General features: G+C 63.2%; 26 protein-coding genes. 16 read left to right on the top strand and 10 right to left on the bottom strand.

What is annotated here, in order from left to right; all coding sequences use genetic code 11:
* Positions 1-13: 13 nt before the first annotated feature.
* From pobA to RMET_RS20805, 3 genes are all read left to right on the top strand, one after another.
* On the top strand, positions 14-1,210 hold the full coding sequence (gene pobA / locus RMET_RS20795) for a 4-hydroxybenzoate 3-monooxygenase (RefSeq protein ID WP_011518526.1): 1,197 nt from the start codon (positions 14-16) through the stop codon (positions 1,208-1,210).
* Positions 1,211-1,376: 166 nt separating this feature from the next.
* A complete protein-coding gene (surE, locus tag RMET_RS20800; RefSeq protein WP_011518527.1) occupies positions 1,377-2,156 on the top strand; it encodes a 5'/3'-nucleotidase SurE in 780 nt (259 codons plus the stop codon).
* Between the two features lie 124 nt (positions 2,157-2,280).
* On the top strand, positions 2,281-2,577 hold the full coding sequence (locus RMET_RS20805) for a nicotinamide mononucleotide transporter (protein ID WP_008648027.1): 297 nt from the start codon (positions 2,281-2,283) through the stop codon (positions 2,575-2,577).
* On the opposite strand, the gene RMET_RS20810 is transcribed toward RMET_RS20805, so the two are convergent.
* Positions 2,574-3,359 carry an NAD(P)H-dependent oxidoreductase gene (locus tag RMET_RS20810; protein WP_011518528.1) on the bottom strand — a complete coding sequence of 262 codons (786 nt, stop codon included), beginning with the start codon at positions 3,357-3,359 and terminating at the stop codon, positions 2,574-2,576. The genes RMET_RS20805 and RMET_RS20810 overlap by 4 nt on opposite strands.
* 93 nt (positions 3,360-3,452) lie before the next feature.
* Between RMET_RS20810 and RMET_RS20815 the strand changes: the two genes are divergently transcribed.
* Positions 3,453-4,349, top strand: coding sequence for a LysR family transcriptional regulator (locus RMET_RS20815; protein WP_011518529.1), 897 nt, complete (start codon positions 3,453-3,455; stop codon positions 4,347-4,349).
* Positions 4,350-4,471: 122 nt separating this feature from the next.
* On the opposite strand, the gene RMET_RS20820 is transcribed toward RMET_RS20815, so the two are convergent.
* A complete protein-coding gene (locus RMET_RS20820) occupies positions 4,472-4,879 on the bottom strand; it encodes a hypothetical protein (protein ID WP_011518530.1) in 408 nt (135 codons plus the stop codon).
* A 361-nt stretch (positions 4,880-5,240) separates the two neighbouring features.
* On the opposite strand from RMET_RS20820, the gene RMET_RS20825 reads away from it, so the two are divergent.
* Positions 5,241-6,506, top strand: coding sequence for an MFS transporter (locus tag RMET_RS20825; RefSeq protein WP_029309921.1), 1,266 nt, complete (start codon positions 5,241-5,243; stop codon positions 6,504-6,506).
* A 64-nt stretch (positions 6,507-6,570) separates the two neighbouring features.
* Here the strand turns inward: RMET_RS20825 and RMET_RS20830 are convergent, their stop codons facing one another.
* Positions 6,571-7,290 (bottom strand): DUF2076 domain-containing protein, encoded by a 720-nt coding sequence (locus RMET_RS20830; RefSeq protein WP_011518533.1) that lies wholly within the window; start codon positions 7,288-7,290, stop codon positions 6,571-6,573.
* A gap of 132 nt (positions 7,291-7,422) precedes the next feature.
* Between RMET_RS20830 and pip the strand changes: the two genes are divergently transcribed.
* A complete protein-coding gene (pip, locus tag RMET_RS20835; RefSeq protein WP_011518534.1) occupies positions 7,423-8,379 on the top strand; it encodes a prolyl aminopeptidase in 957 nt (318 codons plus the stop codon).
* Positions 8,380-8,775: 396 nt separating this feature from the next.
* Here pip and RMET_RS20845 read toward each other — a convergent pair whose 3' ends face one another.
* Entirely contained in the window at positions 8,776-11,193 is a 2,418-nt protein-coding gene (locus RMET_RS20845; RefSeq protein WP_029309920.1) for a DUF3772 domain-containing protein, read from the bottom strand.
* A 346-nt stretch (positions 11,194-11,539) separates the two neighbouring features.
* On the opposite strand from RMET_RS20845, the gene RMET_RS20850 reads away from it, so the two are divergent.
* Both RMET_RS20850 and RMET_RS20855 read left to right on the top strand, forming a co-directional pair.
* Positions 11,540-11,947, top strand: coding sequence for a VOC family protein (locus tag RMET_RS20850; RefSeq protein WP_011518537.1), 408 nt, complete (start codon positions 11,540-11,542; stop codon positions 11,945-11,947).
* Positions 11,944-12,333 (top strand): c-type cytochrome, encoded by a 390-nt coding sequence (locus tag RMET_RS20855; protein WP_011518538.1) that lies wholly within the window; start codon positions 11,944-11,946, stop codon positions 12,331-12,333. Before RMET_RS20850 ends, RMET_RS20855 begins: the two co-directional genes overlap by 4 nt.
* Before the next feature lie 84 nt (positions 12,334-12,417).
* Here RMET_RS20855 and RMET_RS20860 read toward each other — a convergent pair whose 3' ends face one another.
* Positions 12,418-12,735, bottom strand: a complete 318-nt coding sequence (locus RMET_RS20860) for a YnfA family protein (protein ID WP_011518539.1) — start codon at positions 12,733-12,735, stop codon at positions 12,418-12,420.
* Positions 12,736-12,772: 37 nt separating this feature from the next.
* Entirely contained in the window at positions 12,773-13,711 is a 939-nt protein-coding gene (locus tag RMET_RS20865) for a LysR family transcriptional regulator (RefSeq protein WP_041240731.1), read from the bottom strand.
* Between the two features lie 259 nt (positions 13,712-13,970).
* On the opposite strand from RMET_RS20865, the gene RMET_RS20870 reads away from it, so the two are divergent.
* The 8 genes from RMET_RS20870 (at position 13,971) to RMET_RS20905 (ending at position 19,535) form a co-directional block, all read left to right on the top strand.
* Complete coding sequence (locus RMET_RS20870) at positions 13,971-14,306, top strand: PepSY domain-containing protein (protein WP_011517525.1); 336 nt, start codon at positions 13,971-13,973, stop codon at positions 14,304-14,306.
* A 56-nt stretch (positions 14,307-14,362) separates the two neighbouring features.
* On the top strand, positions 14,363-14,959 hold the full coding sequence (locus RMET_RS20875) for an undecaprenyl-diphosphatase (RefSeq protein WP_011517526.1): 597 nt from the start codon (positions 14,363-14,365) through the stop codon (positions 14,957-14,959).
* Positions 14,960-15,029: 70 nt separating this feature from the next.
* The gene (locus RMET_RS20880; protein ID WP_005797951.1) at positions 15,030-15,812 is read left to right on the top strand and encodes a COG4705 family protein; all 783 of its coding nucleotides are present in this window, start codon (positions 15,030-15,032) and stop codon (positions 15,810-15,812) included.
* 29 nt (positions 15,813-15,841) lie between these two features.
* Entirely contained in the window at positions 15,842-16,291 is a 450-nt protein-coding gene (locus tag RMET_RS20885) for a hypothetical protein (RefSeq protein ID WP_005797953.1), read from the top strand.
* A 9-nt stretch (positions 16,292-16,300) separates the two neighbouring features.
* Positions 16,301-17,059: a COG4705 family protein gene (locus tag RMET_RS20890; RefSeq protein WP_005797954.1), complete on the top strand. Its 759-nt coding sequence runs from the start codon at positions 16,301-16,303 to the stop codon at positions 17,057-17,059.
* 22 nt (positions 17,060-17,081) lie between these two features.
* On the top strand, positions 17,082-17,747 hold the full coding sequence (locus RMET_RS20895; RefSeq protein WP_005797956.1) for a response regulator transcription factor: 666 nt from the start codon (positions 17,082-17,084) through the stop codon (positions 17,745-17,747).
* Entirely contained in the window at positions 17,723-19,075 is a 1,353-nt protein-coding gene (locus tag RMET_RS20900; protein WP_029310059.1) for an ATP-binding protein, read from the top strand. Before RMET_RS20895 ends, RMET_RS20900 begins: the two co-directional genes overlap by 25 nt.
* A gap of 28 nt (positions 19,076-19,103) precedes the next feature.
* Entirely contained in the window at positions 19,104-19,535 is a 432-nt protein-coding gene (locus tag RMET_RS20905) for an EamA family transporter (RefSeq protein WP_005797960.1), read from the top strand.
* Between the two features lie 66 nt (positions 19,536-19,601).
* Here RMET_RS20905 and RMET_RS20910 read toward each other — a convergent pair whose 3' ends face one another.
* Genes RMET_RS20910 through RMET_RS20925 form a run of 4 tightly spaced genes read right to left on the bottom strand, consistent with a single transcriptional unit; the run spans position 19,602 to position 24,084 of the window.
* Positions 19,602-20,216 (bottom strand): recombinase family protein, encoded by a 615-nt coding sequence (locus RMET_RS20910; RefSeq protein ID WP_011517527.1) that lies wholly within the window; start codon positions 20,214-20,216, stop codon positions 19,602-19,604.
* A 60-nt stretch (positions 20,217-20,276) separates the two neighbouring features.
* Entirely contained in the window at positions 20,277-21,494 is a 1,218-nt protein-coding gene (locus tag RMET_RS20915; RefSeq protein WP_011517528.1) for a TniQ family protein, read from the bottom strand.
* Positions 21,491-22,399, bottom strand: coding sequence for a TniB family NTP-binding protein (locus tag RMET_RS20920; RefSeq protein ID WP_009687862.1), 909 nt, complete (start codon positions 22,397-22,399; stop codon positions 21,491-21,493). The genes RMET_RS20915 and RMET_RS20920 overlap by 4 nt, the downstream gene beginning before the upstream one ends.
* A gap of 2 nt (positions 22,400-22,401) precedes the next feature.
* A complete protein-coding gene (locus tag RMET_RS20925; RefSeq protein ID WP_011875634.1) occupies positions 22,402-24,084 on the bottom strand; it encodes a Mu transposase C-terminal domain-containing protein in 1,683 nt (560 codons plus the stop codon).
* Between the last annotated feature and the right edge of the window lie 61 nt (positions 24,085-24,145).

Consider the following 24,145-nt stretch of genomic DNA (forward strand, 5'->3'; position numbering starts at 1 on the left):
CAGGAGACTCGCCATGGCCCCCAATGGCTCGATCAATTCCCGTTCCACGCGCGTCGCCATCATTGGCGCAGGTCCTGCCGGGCTGCTGCTTGGGCAGTTGCTGACCGTCGCGGGCATTGACAACATCGTCATCGAGCAACGCAGCCCCGAGTATGTTCTCGGCCGCATTCGCGCGGGCATTCTCGAATGCGTGACGGTAGAGGCGCTGAAGCGTGCCGGTGTTGACGGCAGGCTACGTGAAGAAGGATTGGTGCACCACGGCATCGAACTGTCGTTCGGCGGCGAGCGCCACCGCATCGACTTCCATGCGCTGATCGGCAGTGACGTTACCGTCTATGGGCAGACCGAGGTCACGCGAGACCTGATGGCCGCGCGTCAGGCGTCGGGCGTGCCGACGGTCTATGAGGCCGAGGATGTTTCGCTGCACGATTTCGACAGCAATCGCCCACGTGTGTGCTATCGCAAGGATGGTGTCGAGCATGAGGTGGTCTGCGATTACATCGCCGGTTGCGATGGATTCCACGGCGTCAGCCGTGCCAGCGTGCCGGAACCGTCGAAGCGCATCTTCGAACGTGTCTATCCGTTCGGCTGGCTTGGGATTCTTTCCGAGACCCCGCCGGTGGCCGACGAACTGATCTACGCCAGCCACGAACGCGGATTTGCGCTGTGCAGCATGAGGTCGAAGACCCGCAGCCGCTACTACGTGCAGGTGCCGTCCACGGAGAAACCCGAGGACTGGTCTGATGCCCGCTTCTGGGACGAACTGCGCCATCGCCTGGACCCGGCCGCGGCAGAGGCGCTGGTCACTGGCCCGAGCATCGAAAAGAGCATCGCCCCGCTGCGCAGCTTCGTGTGCGAGCCGATGCGCTACGGTCGGCTGTTCCTGGCGGGCGATGCGGCGCACATCGTGCCGCCAACAGGCGCCAAGGGCCTGAACCTGGCCGCCAGCGACGTGCTCTACCTGGCCGATGGCCTGATCGCGCACTACCAGCACGACGACTCGCACGAACTGGACATGTACTCGGAGAGGTGCCTGCGCCGCGTCTGGAAGGCGGAGCGTTTCTCGTGGTGGATGACGTCGTTGCTGCACCGATTCCCAGACGCCGACGCGTTTGCGCACCGCATCCAGCAAGCCGAACTCGACTACCTGGTCGGCTCCGAAGCCGCATGCCGTTCGCTCGCGGAAAACTATGTCGGCCTGCCGCGCTGAGTGTGACGAGGGTTTGCGCCCGACGTCCACGTCGGGGCAGTCGCGAACCCATATCAAGGGCTGATAGTCAGCGGGAATGGAGCGGGATCGGCTAAAGTAAGGGTCGCTTTCGCGCGGCGCTTCGGGGCTGCGCGGCGGGCCTTCTCCAACCACCTGAGCCTATTCCATGTCTGAACCTGTAGTCGAACGCGTGCTCCTGACCAATGACGACGGCATCGATGCGCCGGGCCTTGCGGTGCTGGCGGAGGTCGCCGCCACGATCGCGCGCGAAGTCTGGATCGTCGCGCCCGAGCACGATCAAAGCGGCACCTCGCACTCGATCAGCCTGCATGATCCGCTGCGTATCACCGAGCATGGCCCGCGCCGCTTCGGCATCAGCGGTACGCCGGGAGATTGCGTCGTGATGGCAGTACGCCACGTGATGCGCGATACGCCCCCGGACCTGGTGCTGTCCGGCATCAATCGTGGTGGCAATCTCGGTCTCGAAACCGTATTCTCTGGCACCGTCGGCGCAGCCATGACCGGCATGCTGCTGGGCATCCGCTCGATCGCGCTGAGCCAGGTTTTCAAGGATCGCAATGCGGTGAAATGGGGGACGTCCCGGGCGCTGGCAGGTGATGTGATTCGTCGACTGGTGACGGCGGGCTGGAGTGATGACGCGTGCCTGAACGTCAATTTCCCGGACGTTGAAGCCGATGCGGCCGGTCCGCTGACGGTATCGCGGCAGGGCGTCGGGCTGATCAATGCGATCGACGTCCGCGCGCACGTGGACCCGCGCGGCTTCCCCTATCACTGGTTGCAGTTCTCGCGCGGCCCGAGGCCCGATGTGGACGATGCGGAGGCGATGGTGGTGGCGCGTGGCGCGGTGTCGGTGACGCCGCTGCGTTTCGAGCGCACCAGCGAGGAAGCCGCAGTGGCGCTGGCGGACAACCTGATGCGGGCCTGAGTGCGGCACAAAGGTGGAGGGGGAAGTCCGAGGCAGACCTCGGGGTAGCCCCTCTTGCCAGAATTTGTCAGTGACGATAGTCTTCTGTTTGCATACAAAAAATGAACGCAAAACGGAGACAAAGATGGAGCTTGCGGCCCAAATCCCCAACCTGCTCAACGGACTGGAATGGTCGGGCTGCGCCCTCGCGATGAGCGGCTCCTTCCTTGTTGCACTCCACAACCGCGCGTCGCGCTGGGGCTGGATTGCCTACATCTGCTCGAACCTGGTGTGGAGTGCCTTCGCGCTGGCCACCGGCACCTATGGCCTGTTCGTGCAGCAGCTCGGTTTCACGGCAACCAGCCTCTACGGGCTCTATCGTCATACGCGTTATTACCGCGAACTGGCTGCCCACACGCCCACGGCTGCCGCAGCGGCCTAGTTCTCCAGCGCCACGTGCGCCGCGAATCCGGTCTGTCCGGGTGAGATGTCCGACCGCAGGATCAGTGACGGAATCTCGTACTGGCCGCCGTTCTGTGGCCGGAAGGCGATGGGTTCCGTCGTGAACAGCGTGTCCAGCCGCTGACCAAGTTCTTCGGTCACCGCGGCATAGCGATCGCCGTCGATCCGGCCCGACCGAAACACCAGGAAGGGCGGCAGCACGTCGAATCCCGGGTAGTACAGGATGCCGTGATGGATCGGGAACAGGATGTCCTCGATCGGTCCGTTGATCCCGCGCGCATCGTAGTGGGATTCCCACCCCCCAGTCGTCACCATCAGCATGGCGCGCTTGCCTGCAAGCGTGCCCTCGCCATATCGATTGCCCCAGCGCGAATCGGAATGCTCGCCCACACCGTAGGCGAAGCCAAAGGCATAGACGCGCTCGATCCAGCCCTTGAGGATGGCGGGCATTGAGAACCACCAGAGCGGAAACTGCAGGATTACCGCGTCGGCCCACTTCAGCTTTTCCTGCTCGCGTGCGATGTCAGGACTTTGCAGTCCGTTCTCGAATGCGTGCTTCGAAGCGAGCGACGGATGAAACGGCGTGCCATTCGCAGGTGCCAGCGAGTCGCCGGCATCGAGCGGCGCCTTCCATTGCATGGCATAAAGGTCCGAGACCCGCACCTGGTGGCCTGCTGCCTCCAGCCGTTGCACGGCGAAGTCCTTGAGCGAGCCATTCAGCGATTTCGGTTCGGGGTGAGCATAGACAAGCAGTACGTTCATGTCGGTGTCCTGATGACTGAGGATGGGGCAGGACCAAGATTAGGTTCGCCTGAGTTATATTGGAAATGAATTCCTAATATCCCAGGTATTGCCATGATTAATTTGAGGCGTCTCGATCTGAACCTGCTCGTCACACTCGACACGCTGCTGGCCGAGCATAACGTCACGCGCGCGGCCGAGCGGCTGCACTACTCCCAGCCCTCGGTGAGCGTGCATCTGGCCAGGCTGCGAGAGATCTTTGACGATCCGCTTTTGCTGCCCGGGCCACGTGGCATGCGCCCCACCGCCCGCGCCGAATCACTGCGCGAACCGCTGCGCGAGGCGCTGGCCGCACTGGAGGCGGCCATCTCGCCAGAGCATCCGTTCGACCCCGCCGAGGCCACGCAGACATGGCGCGTTGCCGCCACCGACTACAGCGAAACAACCGTATTGCTGCCGGCGCTGGCCGGCTTGCGCCAGGCTGCGCCCGGCACCCGCATGGCGGTCATTGAACTGGCGCCGCCACGGATTGCGCGTCAGGCGGAGCAAGGTGACGTCGATCTGGTGTTCCATATCACCACCGATGCCCCGGAAAGCCTGCATCTCCTTCCGCTGTTCACCGAGCGCTTCGTGCTGGCCGGCCGCCGTGGGCACCCACGCCTGAAGCGCAAGCCGACCATCGCCCAGTTCTGCGCACTGGAGCATGTGATCGTGTCGCCCGAGGGCGGGGGATTCGTCGGTGCCACCGATGAGGCGTTGGCCGAGGTGGGGCTGTCGCGACGGGTCGTGCTGTCCGTGCCGCACTTCCTCTACCTTGAATCGGTGCTGGCCAGCACCGATCTGGTCGCGATGCTGCCGGCCCGGCTGGTGCGGGACAACGACCGGCTGCAGATCGTCGATGCGCCAGTGGAGGTGCCAGGATTCGAGATGTCGATGTTGTGGCACGAGCGGGTCCATCGCGACCCCGCGCATCAGTGGCTGCGGGAGTCGATCGCGGCGGCGGTGCGATAGGTGGGGCCCGGATGGCTCCGGGCCCGTGATGGCGGTGTGATGGTGGTGTGATGGCGGCCGCCGGATGACAGTCAGATGTCGTCGGGATGACGTTGGGATGTCGATGGGGAAGTCTGCAAGCGTTAGTTGCAGGCCGTTCCGGGAACTGGCTTGCCCGTGGCAGTCAGGCCCTGACAGGCGTCGCCGACCATCAGCGCGGCATCGCCCGATTGAGGTGTGGTCAACCGCAACTTACCTGCCACGGTGCAACAGTTGCGCGGCGCGCTCGCGGTGGTAGACGCGGGAGCCAGCCTCATGGCCGACTGCGCGGGTGGTGCCGGCTGTACAGGTTGTGCCGGTTGCCCAGATTGTCCCGATTGTCCCTTGGAAGTGGCGGCGTCGGAGTCGTCGCTGTCGGGCGTCATGCACTGGCCCTGCTGACAGATTCGGTCGCCCTTGCACTGCATGTCGTATTGGCAGCCCGCCGCGGCTGCAGGCGAATTCCAGGTAATGGTGACGGCGGCGATGAACAGGATGCTACGCAGGGACATATCCCCTCCCACACACGAGTCGCGGCACCCGGGCCGTGGTTCACGGGTACGGGACGCGGGCGTCGCATAACTTCAGCATAGGGCGGCGCATCGTGCGCCGATAGCCCTGCGCGCAGTACTGATGCGATCGAATCGTGGGATCGACCACCATGGCGCGATCGTGCGCGGATTGCGCGCGGATTGTGCGTCGATCGGCCTTTTCATCCACACCGGGCCGTGTCCGGCAGGCTGCGCCGTTTTGCTTCACAATAGCGCCTTCGCGCCGCGCGGAGCACGCTGGAGCCCCCGAGACAGGACGCAAGATCCTGTCCGCCAGTGAGCGGCGACAAGCTATGACAAGTGCTTCGCAATCTCTCTGCTCATGACCGCCCCACACGGAAACTTCGACAGCGTTCCCGATCTCACCCGTTCGTCCCCGAATTCATCTACCGAAGGCGATGCCGCCACGGCCCGTGATCGCGCGGCTGACCGCCGTGCCTTGCTGGCGCTAGGCGTTGGCAGCTTTGGCATTGGCACCGGCGAGTTCGTCATCATGGGCTTGCTGCCCGACGCCGCGCGCGATCTGGCAATCACCATTCCCGAGGCCGGCCACCTGATCAGCGCGTACGCGCTGGGTGTGGTCATCGGCGCGCCCTTGCTGGCCGTGCTGGGCGCGCGCTGGCCACGCCGTAACCTGCTGATTGCGCTGATGAGCGTCTTCGCCCTGGGCAACTTCGCCAGCGCGCTGGCGCCGGGGTATCTGCCGATGCTCGCCGTGCGCCTGCTCACAGGATTTCCGCATGGCACCTACTTCGGCGTGGCCGCATTGGTGGCGGCGAGTCTGGTGGCGCGCGAGCGCCGTGCGCAGGCCGTCGGCCTGGTCATGCTCGGGCTGACCGTGGCGACCCTTGTGGGAGTGCCGATCGCTGCCGGCATTGGCACGTGGCTGGGTTGGCGCACCGCGTTCGTGATCGTGGGCGCCATCGGCGCGCTCACGGCTTTGCTGGTGTGGCGCTGGGTGCCGTTTGTGCCCGCCGATCGCCATGCAAGCCCATTGCGCGAACTGTCCGCGCTGGCGCGCAAGCAGGTCTGGTTCACCCTCGGCATTGGTGCCATCGGCTTTGGTGGCATGTTCGCGGTGTTCAGCTATGTCAAGCCGACGATGCTCGAGGTGGCGCATATGCCCGCCAGCGGTATTCCCATCGTGCTGGCGTTGTTCGGCGTCGGCATGGTGGCCGGCAATCTGGCCGGCGCGAAGCTGGCGGACAAGGCATTGATGCCAACCATCGGTGGTGTGCTGCTCTGGTCCGCGCTGGTGCTGGGCGCCTTCGTGTACACCGCGCCACACCCGTGGCTTGCTTCGCTCAATGTGATGCTGGTAGGCACCGCCGTGGCGCTGGGCCCGCCGTTGCAGATACGCCTGATGGACGTGGCCGGAGACGCCCAGACGCTGGCCGCCGCGCTCAATCACTCGGCGTTCAATATGGCGAACGCGCTCGGCGCATGGCTTGGTGGCGTGACGATCGCCGCCGGTCTCGGCTGGACCTCAACCGGCTGGGTCGGGATGCTGCTGGCGTTGGCCGGTATGGTCGTGTTTGGGTGGTCACTGATGAGTGCCTCTCGCCGTGACATCACCGTGACAGCCTGAGCAAGACCCCAAGGCGCGGGACCGGAGGCAGGATCCCGCGCCGGGCTCAGGACGGCCAGAAGAATCAGAAGATCGAGTCGTCGTTGCGGTAGTCGTCGTCGACGAAGTCGTCCAGACCATTGTCGAGGTTGCCACTGTCGAGGTTACCGTTGTCGGCCAGCAGCGCATTGCTGCCACCACTGCCGCCGTTGCTACCGCTGCCATCCTCGTAGTAGTTGTTGATCACGGTCTCGGTGGGCGCCGAACCCATTGCAGGTTGCCCGAAGAAGCCGCCGCTGTTGCGGTGGAACAGATTTTCGATGCCCTGGAATAGCATCGCGCCGCCCGCGACACCCGCTGCCGTGGTGGCGATGCTGCCAAGCGTGCCGCCCAGGCCTCCGCTCAGGAAGCCGGGCCGGGCCGCTTGCGGTGGCTGCGGGGCGGGTTGCGGCGTGGATGGATACTGCGGGGCGGCCTGATAGGGCGGTCGCGCGGACGGAGCGGCGCCGGGCATCGCGCGGCCGGGATGGTTGCCCCAGGCGTTGGCGTCATCGATAAAGCTGCGCGAGCCCTGGCCCTGCTGCATTTGTTGAAGCTGCTGCTGGAGCGATGCAATCTGGGCCTGGGCATTCACCAGTGCGCGATCAAGCAACATGGCGCGCTGCACGAGCAGATAGGCGGCGTCGGGCTGCCGGCCGGCCGCATCGGCGATCATCGCCGCGGCCTGCGGGTCCTTGCCATCGGCGCGAGCCTGCACGAGTTGGCTCAGGAAGGTTTCCAGTGCTTGCATGTCTTGAGGGGTCATACGTCACCTTTCCAGGAGGCGGTTGCGGTACGGCTCCACTGTAGGGACCAAGACTTAAACGAAACTTAAAGGCGCGTTGCACTGCACGATGGCGCTACACTTGGCTTCCCTCAAGGCTTTCCGGGAGGCGACATGCCTGAACCGCGCACCCTTTATCCCGCTATCGAACCCTACGAGACCGGCACGCTCGACGTCGGTGATGGCCACGTGCTGTATTACGAGCGCGTCGGCACGCGCGGTGCCAAACCGGCGGTGTTCCTGCACGGCGGGCCGGGTGGCGGCATCTCGCCAGATCATCGACGTCTGTTCGACCCCGCCCGCTACGACGTGCTGCTGTTCGACCAGCGCGGCTGCGGCCAGTCGACGCCTCATGCCGAACTGGAGGCCAATACCACCTGGCATCTGGTCGACGACATCGAGAAGCTGCGCGAGCGGATCGGCGTCGAGCGCTGGCTTGTGTTCGGGGGATCATGGGGATCGACGCTGGCGCTTGCCTACGCGCAGACACATCCTCAGCGCGTGAGCGAACTGGTGCTGCGTGGCGTCTATACGGTGTCGCGGGCCGAAGTCGACTGGTATTACCAGTTCGGCGTATCGGAGATGTTCCCCGACAAATGGGCGCGTTTTCAGGCGCCGGTGCCGGAGGCCGAGCGCGGCAACATGATGGCCGCCTATCGGAAGCTCCTGACCGGCGACGACAAGGCAAAACAGGTCGAGGCCGCTCAGGCCTGGAGCGTCTGGGAAGGTGAGACGATCACGCTGCTACCGGACGCCGGTATCAGCACCAAACATGCCGACGGACATTTCGCGCTGGCATTCGCGCGCATCGAAAACCACTACTTCACACACGGTGCCTGGCTTGACGACGGGCAACTGCTGCGCGACGCCCATCGTCTGGCCGGCATCCCTGGCGTGATCGTGCATGGTCGCTACGACATGCCTTGTCCGGTGCGTTACGCCTATGCCCTGCATCAGGCCTGGCCGGACGCGGACTTTCATCTGATCGAAGGCGCGGGCCATGCCTGGAGCGAACCCGGCATTCTCGACCAATTGATTGCCGCAACGGACCACTTCGCCGGTAAGGAATAAGTCACACCGCCCGGGCGTGGCGATCGAACGATCGTGCGCCTATACTGGATTCTGCTGCGTTGCACAAAAATCACCTGTCGCGGGTGTCATTGCCGCGAATCGCACCAGAATCTGGAGAGCGCCATGGTTCCTTGCGAACTCTGCAAGAGCCTGCTGGGTCGTCCCGGTTATGTTCCGCCACACCCCCGCCTGATCCGCACCGGCGATGCCATATCCGGCACCGGTGCGCAGGCCTTTCTCTACACATGCCAACGGTGCACCCAGGTGATCGCGCTCGCCACCCATGACGATGGCGCCGATTATTGGACTGGGCACGAAGGAGCAATGGGGTGACGTGGTGATGGGGTGACGGGGAGTCAACTCGTCCCAATCTACGTCCCTGATCTACACCCCTATTTACGTCCCCAATGCCTCCATATTTTCCAGCCGCAGCGTTTGTGGCGCCGACAGTGGAATCTCCTCGGCGCGTAGCCGCTTGAGGATCTCGAACAGCAGGTCGCTCTTGGTGCCACCAGCGATGCGGGGGCTGTTCACATAGCCGGTGACGCTCAGCGTGATGCCGTTCGGCGCCAACTGGCTGAACGTCACCGATGGCGCGGGGATGTCGAGGATCGCTTCGTTCTGGCGGTAGACGTCGAGCAGCAGGTCGCGCACGGCTTCGGGGTCGGTGTTCAGCGGGAACGTCAACTGCAGCGTGGCTACGCCTTGCGTGTTGTTGTGCATCGTGACGTTACGCAGGTTCTGCGAGATCAACTGCGAGTTCGGCACGATCACGGTCGAGCGGTCGGCCAGCTGGATTTCCGTCGCGCGTACGTTGATGCGACGGATATCGCCTTCGACGCCGGCCAGGCTGACCATGTCGCCTACCTTGACCGGGCGCTCGGTCAGCAGGATCAGGCCGGAGACGAAGTTCTTGACGATCTCCTGCAAGCCGAAGCCGATACCGACCGACAGCGCGCTGACGATCCACGCCAGGTTTTCCCATTTGACGCCCAGCAACGAGAGCACCAGCAGCACCAGCAGCACATAGCCGATATTGCTGAACAGCGTGATCAGCGACGCACGCAGCCCGGACTCCGAGCAAAGCTTCGGCAGCAGTTCCGCATCGAGCCATCGGCGTACCGAGCGTAGCAGCCAGATGCCGACCACAAGCGCGATCACCGCGTTCATGATGCGGTCCGGCATGATGTTCAGCGCGCGTAGCTTCTCGCCGCCGAGCATGGCCAGCAGGCTGTTGAAGAGATCGGCGGGTGTCGTGCCGAAGCCGCCGGTGAGGAGCGCCAGCACGGCCAGCAGAAGCAGCACGCTGGAGCCGAGACCGGAAAAGACCGTGGAGGCCTGTTCGAGCTGGGTATCGCCTGCGCCGAACAGTTGCTTGATGACGCGTCCGCCGCCGTACTGCGTGGAGAACGTGGCCTCGCAGATGTCGCGCGTCAGTTGCGTGAGCAGGTAGAGGCTGCACAGCACGATATCGAACCAGACCAGTTCGTAGGTCAGGAAGCGCGCGATGCTGATGTAGCCGATCAGCAGCGCGCCGAACGAGATCGCCACGGTCAGCGTGACGCCGACGTGGATCAATCCGACGAGCGTGGCGCGGGCTTCGGGCTGTTCTCCGGCTGCGAGCAGTTCGGCGCGCACGCGACTGGCACGCAGCAGTGCGGCGCCAATCGTCAACACCACCACCAAGGACACAACGCCTCTGCCGAGCAGCGTGACCGGCAGGCTCGTATCGGCCATGCGGTTGAACTGCTCAAGCGTGCCGGCCAGCAGGAGCAAGCCTGCCAGCACCGTCGGGAACGGCTTCATGGCGAGCGCCAGCCGGTCGGCCAGCGCAGGCAGCCGCCATGAAGGATGCCGCGTGCAGAGCAGGGCGCGGCCCAGGCCCGCGATCAGTGCGCTGGTCATTGCCAGCTTGGCGATCTCGTTCAGCAGGTCCTGAATTTCGGGCGGGACGTCCTCTCCGCCGGTGAACGCCGCGAATGCAATGCGCACGCCGGTGGCCGTGGCGATCACCGTGGCCAGTGTTGTGGCGAACGCCAGCGCGCTACGGCGGATGCGAGCTTCGGGCAACTGCGTCAGGCAGAGCCACGCCGCGCCGCGTTCGAGCAGACGACGCCCCAGTGTCCACGCGGCCAGTGCGATCACGAGCAGGATGACCGTGGTCGCCCGTTGCCCAGACGCCCAGGCGTGCTCGAACATTGGGACGATCTCGTCGGTGAAGGCGCCGGGCTGCTCCGGGTCCTCGGGCGCGCGCCCGAAGAGCGGCTTCCAGAACTGGGGATTCAGGATGCTCTCGGACCGCAAAGCAAGCTGGTCCTTCATCTGCGTGCGTTGCAGTTTGGCCAGCTGTTCCTGCAGGTGCGCGATGTTGTCCTTGCTGTTGGCCGCCTGCTTCAGTTCGTCGTCGAGCTGCGTCTTGCGCGCGGTGAGTTCGGCGCGCTGCGCGACCACGGCGGGGGCTTCCTTTGCCTTGCCGGTTTCGGGCGGCGGGCCCAGCACATCAAGCTGGGATTGCAGCTGCGCGCGTTGCGGCGTCAGTGATGCAGCGAGCTTGTCGACATCGGTGGCCAGTTGCTTGAGGTCGTCGTCGAGTCCATTGATTTTGGTGCGCCCCAAGGCGCTGGAGGCCTGCTGCTTGATCTGGTCCTGCGCGGTCTGCAGGCGCTTGAGTTCGGCAACGGCCTCCGCGTGCGTCAGCACGGGAATCTGCTGGGCCTCCGCGTCCGAGGCGCTTTCCGCGGCAAGCGCGGGGGCGGCGACATGAAACAGTGCGGCCAATACAAGGCTCAAGGCGAGCCTGGAAATCTTGCTCATGGCGAATTGCACTTCGTGGAAATTTTCCGGGTTTGCCAGTCCCGGCAGGCAGTGCCGGGCGCGACGCGCCAGGATGAACAACGAAAGCGCAGCCGCGCACGGTGCGCTGGGCCGCCACTTTCAACGAGTGCGGGCTGACATGCGGATGGGATGCCGCCCGGCGGAGGAGACTGAGTCTGGGCGCGTCAGTTACGTACTACGCGCCCGTCGTGGAAGACCGCATTATACGTACGCGTATGCATCACACGGGGTGTACAGTACCGCTTGTTTCACAGCCAAACGTCTTGTTACATCTCGCTGTCGGTATCGTACGGACCCCGACAATCCCTTCAGGAAAAAGGCCCCCATGACGCTCGCAATCGATCGCTTCGACCATATCGTGCTCAATGTGAAGGACGTGGAAACCAGCGCCGCGTGGTACGAGCAGGTGCTCGGCATGAAGCGTGAGGACTTCGAGTCACGTTCCGGCAAACGGGTATCGGTGAAGTTCGGCCAGCAGAAGATCAATCTGCGCCCGGTGGGCGAAGACACCGTTGCATGGTTCACGGGTGTGCATCCGACCTCCGGCAGCGACGATCTTTGCTTCATCACGCACATGCCGCCGCAGGAGGTGGTTGCGCATTTCCTGGCCCACAAGGTGGCCGTGGAAGTCGGGCCGGTGCAGCGCACCGGGGCGCTGGGGGCGATCACGTCGGTCTATTGCCGTGATCCCGATGGAAACCTGATCGAGGTGGCGAGCTATCCCGCAGCATGAAATACGCATTACCCCTCGTTCTTGCCCTGCTTGTCCATCCAGTCGCCAACGCAGCCAATGCAGCCAATGCCACCGTCGGTAATGTCCAGACTGGCAAGGAGACCTTCACTCGGCTCTGCGCCTCATGCCACCGCGTCGGCCCGTCGGCGCGTGGCGCATTCGGACCCCAGCTCAATGGCGTGTTCGGTCGCAAGGCCGGCAGTACGGCGGATTATCGTTATTCCGATGCGATGAAGACGTCGAACGTGGTCTGGTCGGATGCCACGCTGGGTGCCTTTGTACAGTCGCCAGGCAAGGTGGTGCCGGGCACGAAGATGCGTTTCTGGGGCATGAGCGATCCGCAGCAGATCGCCGATCTTCTTGCTTACCTACGCACCTTCCAATAGCGGCAAAGGCGGCGGGAAAAGGCGGCGGCAATGGCGGCGGCAATGGCGGGAGCGCAGGGAAAGCAGGAAGAGAAGGGCAGCGCGTCAGCGCGGCTGGAACACGATGATGGCCATGCCACCCAGCGCCACCGCCACGCCCGCGATATCCCACGGACTCGGGCGCACGCCATCCACCGCCCAGAGCCATGCGATGGCCATCGCGATATAGACGCCGCCGTAGGCTGCATACACACGGCCGGAGGCGTCCGGATGCAGTGTCAGCAGCCACGCGAACACGGCCAGCGATGCCGCGCCGGGCAGGAGTACCCACGGGCTAGCACCCTGGCGCAGCCAGAGGTAGGGCAGATAGCAGCCGAGAATCTCGGCCAGCGCGGTAAGCAGATAGAGTCCGACGGTTTTCATCCCGGTTTTCAGCCTTTTCCTTTTTCCTGCTGTCGATTCAGATGGCCTGGCGCAGTGCCGCTGCCAGCCCCGTCACAAGTTCGTTTTCCTGCGACTCGCGCCGCCACATCAAGCCCACGGGTGGCAGGTCCCACGAGAGCGAGAACGGCAGCATCGCGGCATCGCCCAGTTCGACCAGTTCGGCCCCAACTGACCTCGGCACGATCGTGATCACGTGCGGCTGGCTGCGTAGCAGCGTGGCCATGGGCTTGACCGAATAGGTCTCGACGATCGGCAGCGGCGGCGCCACGCCGGCCAGTGCGAACATCGTATTGATCGTGCGGCGCACCGGCGTATGGTGCGGCGGCAGAATCCAGTCGAGCTCGGCCAGCCGCTTCCAGTCCAGTCCGCCGCGCGACAGCCGCGCGGCAGCGCGTGACGGTACCACGAGCACCGGCTCCTCGCGATAGAGCGGTTGCTGGACGATGTCTTCCCCCGCCAGGTAGAACGAGCGCGCGATCGCGCAGTCGAGTTCATGCTGGCGCAGCGCGACGACCAGTTCGTCGGTGGTGCCCTCCCTGACCAGCACCGAGATGCGCGGCGTGCGGTTCAGCCCGTAGGCGAGCGCGGCATCGAGCACGGCGCGCGCCGTATAGGGGATGGCGCCGATGCGCAGCCGGCCGCTCAGACCGGCTTCGATCACGGCCAGCTCGCGCCCCAGCGCGTCAGCGTCGGCCAGCGCCATGCGCGCATGGCCCAGCACTGCCGTGCCGGTTGCGGTTGGCTCCAGGCCGTTGCGGGTGCGGGTGAACAGCGGCGTGGTGAAAATGTCCTCGATTTCCCGCAGCGCCTTGGTCACGGCCGGCTGTGACAGGTTCATTTCGGCCGCCACGCGCGAGATCGAGCGCTGCTGCTCGAGCGCAAGCAGCAGCGGCAGGTGACGCAGGCGCAGCCGGGAGACGATGTTGTGCAGCAGCTTGTCGGTGGCGATCGGCATGGCGGCAATGGGAAGGAGTTGTATAACCAAATGGTAATGCATCGATAAGTATTTGGCTCTTGGTGGTTATTTCACTTGCCTATACTCGAATACATTCCGATCCAGCCATTGTGTCATTTTCAGAAGACGACTGCACCAATTGTCAGGAGTCGATAACACTACATCGGCGAGAGCGAAAACTTCCCGGCTCAGTGCGAGCTAAGTCTGCCTGCGTACCTTCTCCACTGTGCAAATCCCTGCACTCTTCTGGAGAAGCATCATGTACCGCTATACCAAACTTTCCCTTCTGGCCGTCGCCATCGCTGCAACCGGCGCGGTCGCCTACGCCGCCAATGGCGGTATGGAAAACGACGCACTGGCAATCAGCAAGGCCAAGATTCCCCTCACTCAGGCGGTCACCGTCGCCGAGCAGCACGCCAATGGCAAGGCGTCACGCGCCGAGTACGAGAACTCGAAGCAAGGCTGGGTCTACGACGTGGAAGTCGTCAGCGGGGCCAAGGTCTTCGATGTCCGGGTCGATGCCGACAAGGGCACGGTCATCTCGTCTACCGAGGACAAGGCGGATCACGATGATGACCACGACAAGCGGGACTGACTCCCGACAGTATGGCCGGATCGTTTCCCTCGGAGGCGATCCGGCCCGGAGACCTCATGGAATCACTCAACCATACATTTTTTCTCTGGCTCAACGCACCGGAGCATCCCAGTGCTTTGGCTCTGACGTTGGCCACCTTCTTTGCCGAACAGCTCATCTGGGCGGTTCCACTCCTGATCGGCATCGGCTGGCTTCGCGGCGGCGAGCCTACCCGCAAGACGATGCTCGTTGCTAGCGCATCGGGATTGCTGGGCCTGCTCATCAACCAGATCATCGGCCTGGCTTGGTTGCATCCTCGACCTTTCATGATCGGCCTGGGTCACACCCTCATCCCTCATGTTGCCGATTCGTCTTTCCCAAGCGATCACCTGACGCTGTGGTGGGCGGTTGCCTTCAGCCTCGCGCTGCAACGAGGCCCACGAATTGCAGGCGTGACTTTGGCTTTGCTGGGCGTTCCCATTGCCTGGGCGCGCATCTACCTTGGAGTGCACTTCCCATTCGACATGCTCGGGGCCATCGCCGTTGCTGCAATCTGTGCCTGGCTGACGTTACGTGAAGCACACTGGTATCTATTGCCAAGTTATCAACTTTCCACCGGAATCCATCGGCGGCTTTTCAGCGGGTTGATCGCGCTTGGATGGGTGCGCGAGTGAGCCTATGGGCGGGCTAAGTCAGCATGTTCAAACTGCTGGCAAACCATTTCACCCCCGGCAGGAGAACACCATGAACAAATTGCCCACGAGCAGCACCACTGGCTGGCTCAATAAAGTCCCGGAAGTCGCGCTGTCGTTCTGGATCATCAAGATCATGTCCACCACGGTGGGCGAGACGGGAGCCGATTTCCTGGCGGTCAACGCAGGGTGGGGGCAAGGCGTGACTCGAACCGTCATGGCTGCCCTGTTGGCGGCCGCCTTGTTCATGCAGTTGCGCACCCGACGCTATACCCCTTGGATTTACTGGCTGACGGTGGTACTGGTCAGCGTGGTCGGCACCCAGATCACCGATCTGCTGACCGATGGCCTTGGCGTCAGCCTGTACATCAGCACCTCGGCGTTCGCCGTTGCGCTCGCCGCGATCTTCTTCGTCTGGTATCGGATCGAGCGCACCCTGTCCATTCACGACATTGTGACGCGCAGCCGGGAGCTGTTCTATTGGGCTGCCATCCTCTGCACGTTCGCGCTGGGCACGGCTGCTGGCGATTTGGCGACCGAGGCATTGGGCTTGGGCTTTACCTGGGGCGCGGTGGCGTTCGGTGTGCTGATTGGCATCACCTATACCGCCTGGCGCATGGGCGGCAACGCCGTTCTGACCTTCTGGATCGCCTACATATTGACCCGCCCCTTCGGGGCCGCACTCGGCGACTTGCTGACTCAGGCCAAGACCTATGGCGGCCTTGGCATGGGTGCCATGTGGACAAGCGCCTTGTTCCTCACGGTGATCGTCATGCTGGTGGCCGTCGCGCAGATCGGCATGAATGGACGCCGCTCGGCCCAGCTCGTCGAATAACCATCTTCGCTCTACACAAGGAGAAAAACATGCTCATAAAGCACTCAATCGCTCGCCCTGTTGCCGCCATTTCGGCCGCCGTGCTCGTGGTCCTCGCGGCTGGTTGTTCCAAATCTGCCGATCAGAACAACGCAAGCTCGGCATCAACTACACCGGCCCAGACTGTCTCGGCCTTGCAAGTCAAAACTGCATCCAAGCTGGGCGACCTGTCGGCCTTCCGCAGCATCGCCACTGATGTCGCCGCCATCGTTGACAAGGGCGATCTGCCTGCTGCCAAGTCACGCATCAAGGACTTGGAAGTCGCATGGGATTCGGCCGAAGCCGGACTCAAACCGCGCGCGGCAGATGACTGGCATCTGCTCGACAAGGCCATCGACAAGTCGCTTGCGACGCTTCGCGCAGACACGCCAAGCCAGGCTGACTGCAAGGCTGCGATGGATGCCCTGCTGAAAACCTTTAACACGCTCGAAGGAAAGTGAGCGCGCCCCATGAAAACATCCACTGAACACGCGCTGGCCAAGGTGCCCGAAGTCACGCTGGGCTTCTGGCTCATCAAGATTGCCGCCACGACGCTCGGTGAAACTGGCGGTGATGCGGTTTCGATGTCCATGAACCTGGGCTACCTGGTCGGTACAGCCATCTTCGCGGCGATCTTCCTGGCTGCCGTCGTCGCGCAGGTCAAGGCCAAAGGCTTCCATCCCTTCCTGTACTGGACAACCATCATCGCCACGACCACGGTCGGCACGACATTGGCCGATTTTGCGGATCGATCGCTGGGAATCGGGTACGCTGGAGGTTCGAGCTTGCTGCTGGCCTTGCTGCTCGGCTCGCTCTTCGTCTGGCATCGCACCCTCGGCTCCGTGTCGGTGAGCACGGTCAGCTCGCCCAAGGCAGAAGCCTTCTACTGGCTGACGATCATGTTCTCCCAAACGCTGGGCACCGCGTTAGGCGACTGGACAGCCGACACGGCGGGCTTGGGCTACACGGGTGCGGCCGTCGTGTTCGGCGGGCTGCTCGCGCTGGTCGTGGCAGCCTACTACTGGACGAGCGTGTCCCGCACGCTGCTGTTCTGGGCGGCGTTCATCCTGACTCGCCCGCTGGGTGCCGTGGTCGGGGATTTTCTGGACAAGCCACTGAGCGCGGGTGGTCTGGCGTTGAGCCGCTATTCGGCATCGGCCGCACTGTTGGCCTTCATGCTGACTGCGATCCTGCTGTTCAGGCAGAGAGCAGCCAGGACGGCACATTGAACAACGATTGAACGGAGGGGGAATGCGGGTATTGCTTGTCGAAGACGATCCCATGATCGGTGACGCGATCCAGGGCGCATTGAAGGATGCGTCCTACGCCGCCGACTGGGTGAAGGACGGGCAGACGGCGCTCACCACGCTGGGCTGCCAGCATTACGACCTGGTGCTACTCGACCTCGGTCTGCCCGGAAAGGATGGGCTGGAGGTGCTGGCCAGCATCCGAGCCAAGGACAACCCGGTTCCCCTGCTCATCATCACGGCTCGCGATGGTCTGGATGATCGCCTGCGCGGCCTGGATGGCGGGGCCGACGACTATGTGTCCAAGCCCTTTCAGATGGCGGAACTGCTGGCCCGGATGCGCGCCGTCCTGAGGCGCAAAGGTGGCACGGCAGCTCCCGTGCTCAGCAACGGCGTGGTGACGCTTGACCCGGCCACCAAAGAGGCTTGTGCCAATGATGGCCCCCAAGTGCAACTGTCCAACCGCGAGTTCTCGTTACTGCAAGCCTTGCTGGTTCGGCCTGGTGCCATCCTTTCGCGCAGCGAACTGGAGGATCGCATCTATGGCTGGGGGGAAGAAGTCGAAAGCAATGCCGTCGAATATCTAATCCACGCACTGCGGCGCAAGCTCGGTGGCGAGGTCATCAAGAACGTCAGGGGGGTCGGATGGATGGTCTCAAAAGGCGCTTGAACGAATCAGTTCAGCTCAAGCTGTCCTTCACCTTGTCGCTGGCCATCCTCGTGGTGGCCGTTGTGGCGGGCGTATTCTCGTTCCTGTCCGCCTTCGATGAAGCGCACGAACTACAGGACGATGTACTGCGCCAGGTGGCGCAGCTCATGGATCGCCAGCGCTTGTTGCCTGCCGTGCCAACCACCGATATCCGTCTCAAGGATGTCGATGAAGAGTCGCGCGTGATCGTCCAGCGCTTGGGTGAGGTCAGTCCCTCTACGGTAGGCGTGGATGCAGGAGGCGTGCTCCCGCTCCCGGCGACCTTGGCGGATGGATTGCACACGCTGGAAGTTGGTGGCGAGACGTTTCGCGTGCTGGTCAAGACCACGGCGAGCGGCGAACGCATTGCTGTGGCTCAGGAGTCCGGTTTCCGCAATGAAATTGCCCGCGACGGGGCACTGCGCACGGTGATGCCTTTCTTGATTCTCGTGCCGGTGCTGCTGTTGATCGTTGCTGACCTGGTGCGCAAGATGTTCCAGCCCATCGCGGCGCTGTCCAAGGAAATAGACCAGCGGGCAGAGCAGGAACTGCATCCCGTCGAAGACCGCCACCTTCCGGTCGAGGTACGTCCGTTTGTCGTGGCGATCAATCGCCTGCTCGCTCGTGTCAGCCAGTCGATGGAATCTCAGCGCCGCTTTGTGGCGGATGCCGCGCACGAGCTACGTTCGCCGCTGACAGCCATGTCGCTGCAAGCAGAACGGCTCGCGGAAGCGGAAATGTCCAGCGTGGCGCGCGAACGGCTGACGGTTTTGCGCCAAGGGATCGAGCGCGGCCGCAGCCTGCTCGATCAACTCTTGACCTTGGCCAAGGCACAGTCGGCCACCGACCTGCCGAAGTCGCCTGTATCTGTCCAGAGCATCTACCGCCGCGTGCTGGAAGACCTCATGCCGCTGGCCGAGGCCAAGCACATCGACATCGGTGTCGAAGGCGCGCTGGACGCCGAAGTGTGGGCAAGCGAGCTGGACATGATCGCTGTGGTCAAGAACCTAGTCGATAACGCCATCCGCTACACGCCAGAGGGAGGGCGTGTTGATCTTTCTGTGGGTGTTTCGGAAGGGAAGGTCGTACTACGTATTCAGGACAGTGGGCCTGGCATTCCGTTGGCTGAACGGGATCGAGTGTTTGATCCCTTCTACCGCACGCTGGGGAGCGAGCAGATCGGCTCGGGTCTGGGACTATCCATTGTCCAGACGATTGCCAATCGCATCGGTGCTGAAATCCGCCTCGACTTCTCAGATCAAGAGAAGCAAACTGGCTTAAATGTTGCCGTTATCGCTCCCATGCGGTAGCGGTTTGAGAAACGCGGAGGCAGGCTAAATGGTTAATTCGGCGGGGTGGTTTTATTGGGCTTTGCTGTCCGCTATCCTTGCGGCACTGACGGCTATTTTTGCCAAGGTTGGCATTCAGGGAGTTGATTCCGATCTGGCCACCTTGATCCGCACGGCCATCATCATCGTCGTCCTGTCGGCGTTTGTTGCCTACACGGGGAAATGGACCAACCCCTTGGAGTTATCACCCAAGACATGGCTTTTTCTCGGGCTGTCCGGCTTGGCGACAGGGGCATCGTGGGTCTGCTACTTCCGCGCACTCAAGATTGGCGATGCATCCAAGGTTGCGCCAGTGGATAAACTCAGTCTTGTCCTGGTGGCGGTATTTGCTTTCGCCTTTTTGGGCGAACGCCCGTCACTGAGGGAGTGGTCCGGCATTTCGATGGTCGCCGGAGGCGTTCTGTTATTGGCGTTCAAGTGATAACAGGTAGGACATACTGACTCAACCAGTCGTCACGATTCGTCTACAGTAACCGCTGTCCTGTCATCAAATTTGACTGAGCAGTTTCTCGCCATCAAGGCGCAACTCGCCCTTCGGCGAAATGTGCCGATACAAGGTCTGTCTTGTGATGCCCAGTTCCTGACATAGATCGCCGACCTTGGTTTCGGGCTGCCCCATAGCGGCCATCGCCAGCCGCAACTTGGCGGCAGTCATCTTGAAGGGCCGGCCGCCCTTCCTACCGCGCGCCCTCGCCGAAGCCAATCCTGCAATCGTGCGCTCGGTAATCAGTTCGCGCTCGAACTCGGCCAGCGCGGCGAAGATGCCGAAGACCAACTTGCCGGCGGCCGTCGTGGTGTCAATGGCTGCACCGTGCCCAGTCAACACTTTCAGACCGATGCCTCGCCCGGTCAGGTCATGCACGGTGTTGATGAGATGCCGCAGATCGCGCCCGAGCCGGTCAAGTTTCCACACCATCAACGTATCCCCCGGTCGTAGCGCCTTCAGGCAGCTCAACAGGCCGGGACGATCCTCGCGTTTGCCCGACGCTTGATCCTCGTAGAGATGGGCCGGATCGACGCCGGCAGCGATCAGTGCATCACGCTGCAAGTCGGTGGCCTGTGAGCCGTCTGCTTTCGATACCCGCATGTAGCCAATCAGCATCTTGCACCTGTCACATATACGTTCGATTATGTGACAGTGTGCACCGGAAAGTTCTGGTCGTCAAAATTTGTCACTTAACCCGTCATTCTGTCTAAGACATGCAAAGGGTCCATCAGCCTCGTAATGTGACAGAAATTCCGGGGGAATGCCTTCCTTTGCAAAGGTGGCGCGCAACTGTTCCAGGGAAGCGGGATCGCGCCGACCATAGGAAGCCAACGCGAACAGCGAGCGTGCCGTCTCGGGGTCGTGCCGGGCTTCAATGATCGCCTCACTGATAGCTTGGACCGCCCGTTGCCAATGATTGACGGGTTCGGGCTTCGGCGGTTTCGCCGGCAGACCACTGGTGAACCCGGTTTGGAGCTCGGACCAGAACAGCTTTGCATGCTCGCCTGGCGGGCTGATATCCCTCACCTCGATCAAGCTGATTGCCGTTGCCGCCGCCTCCAGCATCTGCAACCGTATTGCCGGGTTCAGGGTTTCATACGGTCGCCACAGACTTTGCCCAGCACGCAGCGGATGCCCGCAGCCTTGCCAGACTTGGCGGAGATACCCCGCGTAGGTTCCGCACGCCGAAAGCGGGGTGTTCAGCTCATCGAGCAGCGTGCGTAGCAGTCGAAACCACAATCCAGCGTGGATGCGTCGGCACGGCAGTTCCACATGGCCGGTCGTCAGTGCCTGCCAGGTACGCCGGTCCATCACTGCAATCGCGTCGCTGGCGGTGCGCGACGCAGTGTCGGCGTTCTCCCAGCCGAGAAACCGCCCAGGCACGCCCCAATAGGATTCCAGCCAGCAGCCATGCAGCGGGCAGCTCAGCATCAGGGGCAGCTTCCATGCAAGCAGTACGGCTTGGTTTGCCGGGTCGTTCAGACAGAGAGGACAGGCGCGATGTATCGGCTGGCTGGGCAGCCAGGCACGCCAGCTCGTGATGGATCGCGTCCTACGGCGGAGTTTCGGCAGCAGCACCGAGAGCTGGAACGCATAGGTTTCCAATGCGTCTGGAATCTGATCATCAAGGCTGTCCAGTAGCCAAGGCACCCAGCCGGCGAAACTCATGCAACGCAGCCGGTCCGGCTCGATGCCGCTCCGCTGGGAGAGCATCGCCAACAGCGCCAGTGGTGGCGCGGTATCCAGGTCATCAACCTGAGCGTGACCAAGATCGTGCTCCAGCAGCTCGGACACCTCCATGTGATAGCAAAGGGCCACGCGGTTGAGCCACGAAGACAAGGCTTCGCCTTCTCTGGGGGCCGGATGCAGTGGCCAGCGTGGCGCTGGCTTCACATCAGTTCCCGCTCGAATTGCCGCCGCCGCTCGCTGGGACCGGTGTAATCGGCCATGCTCAGCGTGCGATGGTTGATCGCTTCCTCGCCGCTCTCCACGGCGACGATGGCCGCCGCCATCAGCAAGTGCGCCAGTTCGCCGATGGTGCCCTCGCTGCGTGTGAGCAGGTAGCGGGCCATGTCCAGCGTGGCAATCGACGAGGGTCGCCGCAGTGGAAGCGAAGCGGCGAAACTGGCCAGCAGTGAGCAGCAATCGTGATTGGCCTCCCATACCGGCAGCATCATCGGCTCGAAGCGATTTTCCAACTGGTCATCGGAGCGGATGGCCAGGTAGGCGTCGCGCGTGCCGACCCCGACCAGTGGGATGCGCAGTTCATTGCCGAGGAAGCGCAGGAGATTGAGGAATTCCCGGCGATTGACGCTGTTACCGGCCAGGACGTTGTGCAACTCGTCGATCACCAGCATGCGCACGCCGACCTTGCGCAGCAGTGCCAGCGCCAGTTGTTCCATTTCTGGCAGCCGTGGGCGCGGTCGCAATGGCGCACCCATCGCCGCGAGCAGCGCGACGTAGAAGCGGATTACCGACGGTTCGGATGGCATCTGCACGACCAGTACCGGAATGTGCTCCTGGTCGGCGTCGGCTCTGGCCGGATGCGTGCGCCGGAACTTCTCGACGATCATCGACTTGCCGTTGTTGGTCGGGCCGACCAGCAGCAGGTTGGGCATGCGTTGCTTGTTTGGCCACGTATACAGGATTTCCAGCCGGTTCAGCGCCTCGACTGCTCGCGGATAGCCGATCCAGCGGTCGGCGCGAAGGCGATGGATGCGTTCGTCCGCCGGGAGACGGGCCAAGCCCTGGGCCGCCGGCAGCAGGTGGGACAAGTCGATGATGGGATATTCTTCCACGGCTACCACTCCTCAATCTGGTCGAACGGTTTGGCCGGCGGCTGGTTGTCTGCCTGCTGCCCATCCATGTCAGCGCCCGGTGGTGGCGTGGTTTTGACAGGCGTTGCCGTTGCCTTGAGATGCTGGCGTCGATCCGCGTCGCGCCGCGCCTTGCGCGTAGCCTTCTGCGCGGTGGTAACGATTTCGCGCATCTGGCCGATCATGCGGAACAACGCCGACTCATCCACCTGTTCGCGCCCTTGCTGCCGCAATTTCGCCAGCGCCTGTCGTTGTTCCCAGAGGGTGACAGCCGGGTGCGACAAGGTACGGTAGGGAATTTCCAGGTAGTGCTGCCCCTCTGGTTCCAGCACCCATATGCGGCTGATGTCGCGCGGGTCGCGCCGGATCAGGAACGCAGGCAAGCGGTCCCGCCGAGCTATCCACGGCTTGAGCGCATCGGCGTAGTAGTGGATGTGGTCGATGACGAAGCCGGTGCGGGTCAGCGTGCGGCGGATGATGGGCAGAAAATCGACCAGAAAAGCCGTAGCGCGAGTGATGACGGTTGGCACGCCGGTCCGCGTGATAGCTTCGGCCCAGCGCGCGGCCGGCGGTTGGAGCAGGCCGTTGTGCACGGAGCCGTGATAGGTGCCGACCGCCAATGTGAGCCAGCGCTCCAGCTCGCGCAGTGTCAGGGCGGCCATCTTCTCGGAGGCGTATTCCCCGCGCTGGTCAGGATTGGAGAAGGTCGTCCCCGGCAATTCGTCGTGGATCATCTGCATCGCCGTGCCGATGATCCGTTCCACGATACCGCCGTAGTGCGGCTGCCCAAGCGGGCGATAGTCCAACCGGATGCCATGCTGCTCGCAGCCACGGCGCAGCGCCTCGCTCTTGAACTCAGCCGCGTTGTCCAAGTAGAGCAGTCTGGGCTTGCCGCTCATCGGCCAATCCATCTCTACGTTCAACCCTTCCAACCAAGGGCGCTTGTCGCAGGCGGCATGCACCAAGCACAAGCCGACCGAGACGGCGGACGGGGCTTCCAGCGTAACGACCATGCCAACCACGCAGCGGGTGAATACGTCGATGGCGAGGGTCAGGTATGGACGGCCAATCGGTTGCCGGTCGCGCTCGTCCACCACGATCAGGTCGATGACTGTGTGGTCGATCTGCACCTGCTCCAGCGGCGCGGAGACGGGTGGCGGAACACCACCAACACCTTGCAGGTCGCGGGCGGCATCTTGTCCTTCCCGGCGGTGAGTGACCTCGCGCGGATCGAGGCCGGCGATCCGCAGAGCCACCGTGTTGCGCGCCGGCACCCGCAGCTTTTGCAGCTTGCACGCCCGCACAACTTCGCGGTGGAACGCCGCCAAGCTACGCTTCTGCTTGGTCAGGAAGCGCTTTTGCAGTAACTCGCGGATGATTCGTTCGACCGACTCCGGCAAGCGGCCTTTACCTTTGCCACCGCTCGACTGCCCAAGAGCCAAGTCAGTGACCAGCCCCGATCCTAGCCGGGCACGGCGGATCAGGACGTAGACCTGCCGCCGGGACAGCCCCAATGCCTGGGCTGCCGCGTCGGCCGCTTCATGCCCAACCGTCTCCGACTGCGCCAACGGCCCAATGATCTCCGCGCGACGACGCGCACGCTCCCATGCCTGTTCTGGCAGGGTGGCCACGCCGTGCTCGGTAATCGGTGCGGTATCGGTCGCCATGCTCATCTCGCTTTGGTGCACACGAGTATTGAGCATAGACGAGTTTCGTGCAGAGGAGTCC

Origin of the sequence: Cupriavidus metallidurans CH34, from assembly GCF_000196015.1 — a bacterium.
Taxonomy (GTDB): Bacteria; Pseudomonadota; Gammaproteobacteria; order Burkholderiales; family Burkholderiaceae; genus Cupriavidus; species Cupriavidus metallidurans.

Excerpts from the sequence above, each read along its gene's own strand:
- pobA (WP_011518526.1), top strand. The coding sequence starts at position 14 with ATGGCCCCCAATGGCTCGATCAATTCCCGTTCCACGCGCGTCGCCATC.
- surE (WP_011518527.1), top strand. The coding sequence starts at position 1,377 with ATGTCTGAACCTGTAGTCGAACGCGTGCTCCTGACCAATGACGACGGC.
- RMET_RS20805 (WP_008648027.1), top strand. The coding sequence starts at position 2,281 with ATGGAGCTTGCGGCCCAAATCCCCAACCTGCTCAACGGACTGGAATGG.
- RMET_RS20810 (WP_011518528.1), bottom strand. The coding sequence starts at position 3,359 with ATGAACGTACTGCTTGTCTATGCTCACCCCGAACCGAAATCGCTGAAT.
- RMET_RS20815 (WP_011518529.1), top strand. The coding sequence starts at position 3,453 with ATGATTAATTTGAGGCGTCTCGATCTGAACCTGCTCGTCACACTCGAC.
- RMET_RS20820 (WP_011518530.1), bottom strand. The coding sequence starts at position 4,879 with ATGTCCCTGCGTAGCATCCTGTTCATCGCCGCCGTCACCATTACCTGG.
- RMET_RS20825 (WP_029309921.1), top strand. The coding sequence starts at position 5,241 with ATGACCGCCCCACACGGAAACTTCGACAGCGTTCCCGATCTCACCCGT.
- RMET_RS20830 (WP_011518533.1), bottom strand. The coding sequence starts at position 7,290 with ATGACCCCTCAAGACATGCAAGCACTGGAAACCTTCCTGAGCCAACTC.
- pip (WP_011518534.1), top strand. The coding sequence starts at position 7,423 with ATGCCTGAACCGCGCACCCTTTATCCCGCTATCGAACCCTACGAGACC.
- RMET_RS20845 (WP_029309920.1), bottom strand. The coding sequence starts at position 11,193 with ATGAGCAAGATTTCCAGGCTCGCCTTGAGCCTTGTATTGGCCGCACTG.
- RMET_RS20850 (WP_011518537.1), top strand. The coding sequence starts at position 11,540 with ATGACGCTCGCAATCGATCGCTTCGACCATATCGTGCTCAATGTGAAG.
- RMET_RS20855 (WP_011518538.1), top strand. The coding sequence starts at position 11,944 with ATGAAATACGCATTACCCCTCGTTCTTGCCCTGCTTGTCCATCCAGTC.
- RMET_RS20860 (WP_011518539.1), bottom strand. The coding sequence starts at position 12,735 with ATGAAAACCGTCGGACTCTATCTGCTTACCGCGCTGGCCGAGATTCTC.
- RMET_RS20865 (WP_041240731.1), bottom strand. The coding sequence starts at position 13,711 with ATGCCGATCGCCACCGACAAGCTGCTGCACAACATCGTCTCCCGGCTG.
- RMET_RS20870 (WP_011517525.1), top strand. The coding sequence starts at position 13,971 with ATGTACCGCTATACCAAACTTTCCCTTCTGGCCGTCGCCATCGCTGCA.
- RMET_RS20875 (WP_011517526.1), top strand. The coding sequence starts at position 14,363 with ATGGAATCACTCAACCATACATTTTTTCTCTGGCTCAACGCACCGGAG.
- RMET_RS20880 (WP_005797951.1), top strand. The coding sequence starts at position 15,030 with ATGAACAAATTGCCCACGAGCAGCACCACTGGCTGGCTCAATAAAGTC.
- RMET_RS20885 (WP_005797953.1), top strand. The coding sequence starts at position 15,842 with ATGCTCATAAAGCACTCAATCGCTCGCCCTGTTGCCGCCATTTCGGCC.
- RMET_RS20890 (WP_005797954.1), top strand. The coding sequence starts at position 16,301 with ATGAAAACATCCACTGAACACGCGCTGGCCAAGGTGCCCGAAGTCACG.
- RMET_RS20895 (WP_005797956.1), top strand. The coding sequence starts at position 17,082 with ATGCGGGTATTGCTTGTCGAAGACGATCCCATGATCGGTGACGCGATC.
- RMET_RS20900 (WP_029310059.1), top strand. The coding sequence starts at position 17,723 with ATGGATGGTCTCAAAAGGCGCTTGAACGAATCAGTTCAGCTCAAGCTG.
- RMET_RS20905 (WP_005797960.1), top strand. The coding sequence starts at position 19,104 with ATGGTTAATTCGGCGGGGTGGTTTTATTGGGCTTTGCTGTCCGCTATC.
- RMET_RS20910 (WP_011517527.1), bottom strand. The coding sequence starts at position 20,216 with ATGCTGATTGGCTACATGCGGGTATCGAAAGCAGACGGCTCACAGGCC.
- RMET_RS20925 (WP_011875634.1), bottom strand. The coding sequence starts at position 24,084 with ATGGCGACCGATACCGCACCGATTACCGAGCACGGCGTGGCCACCCTG.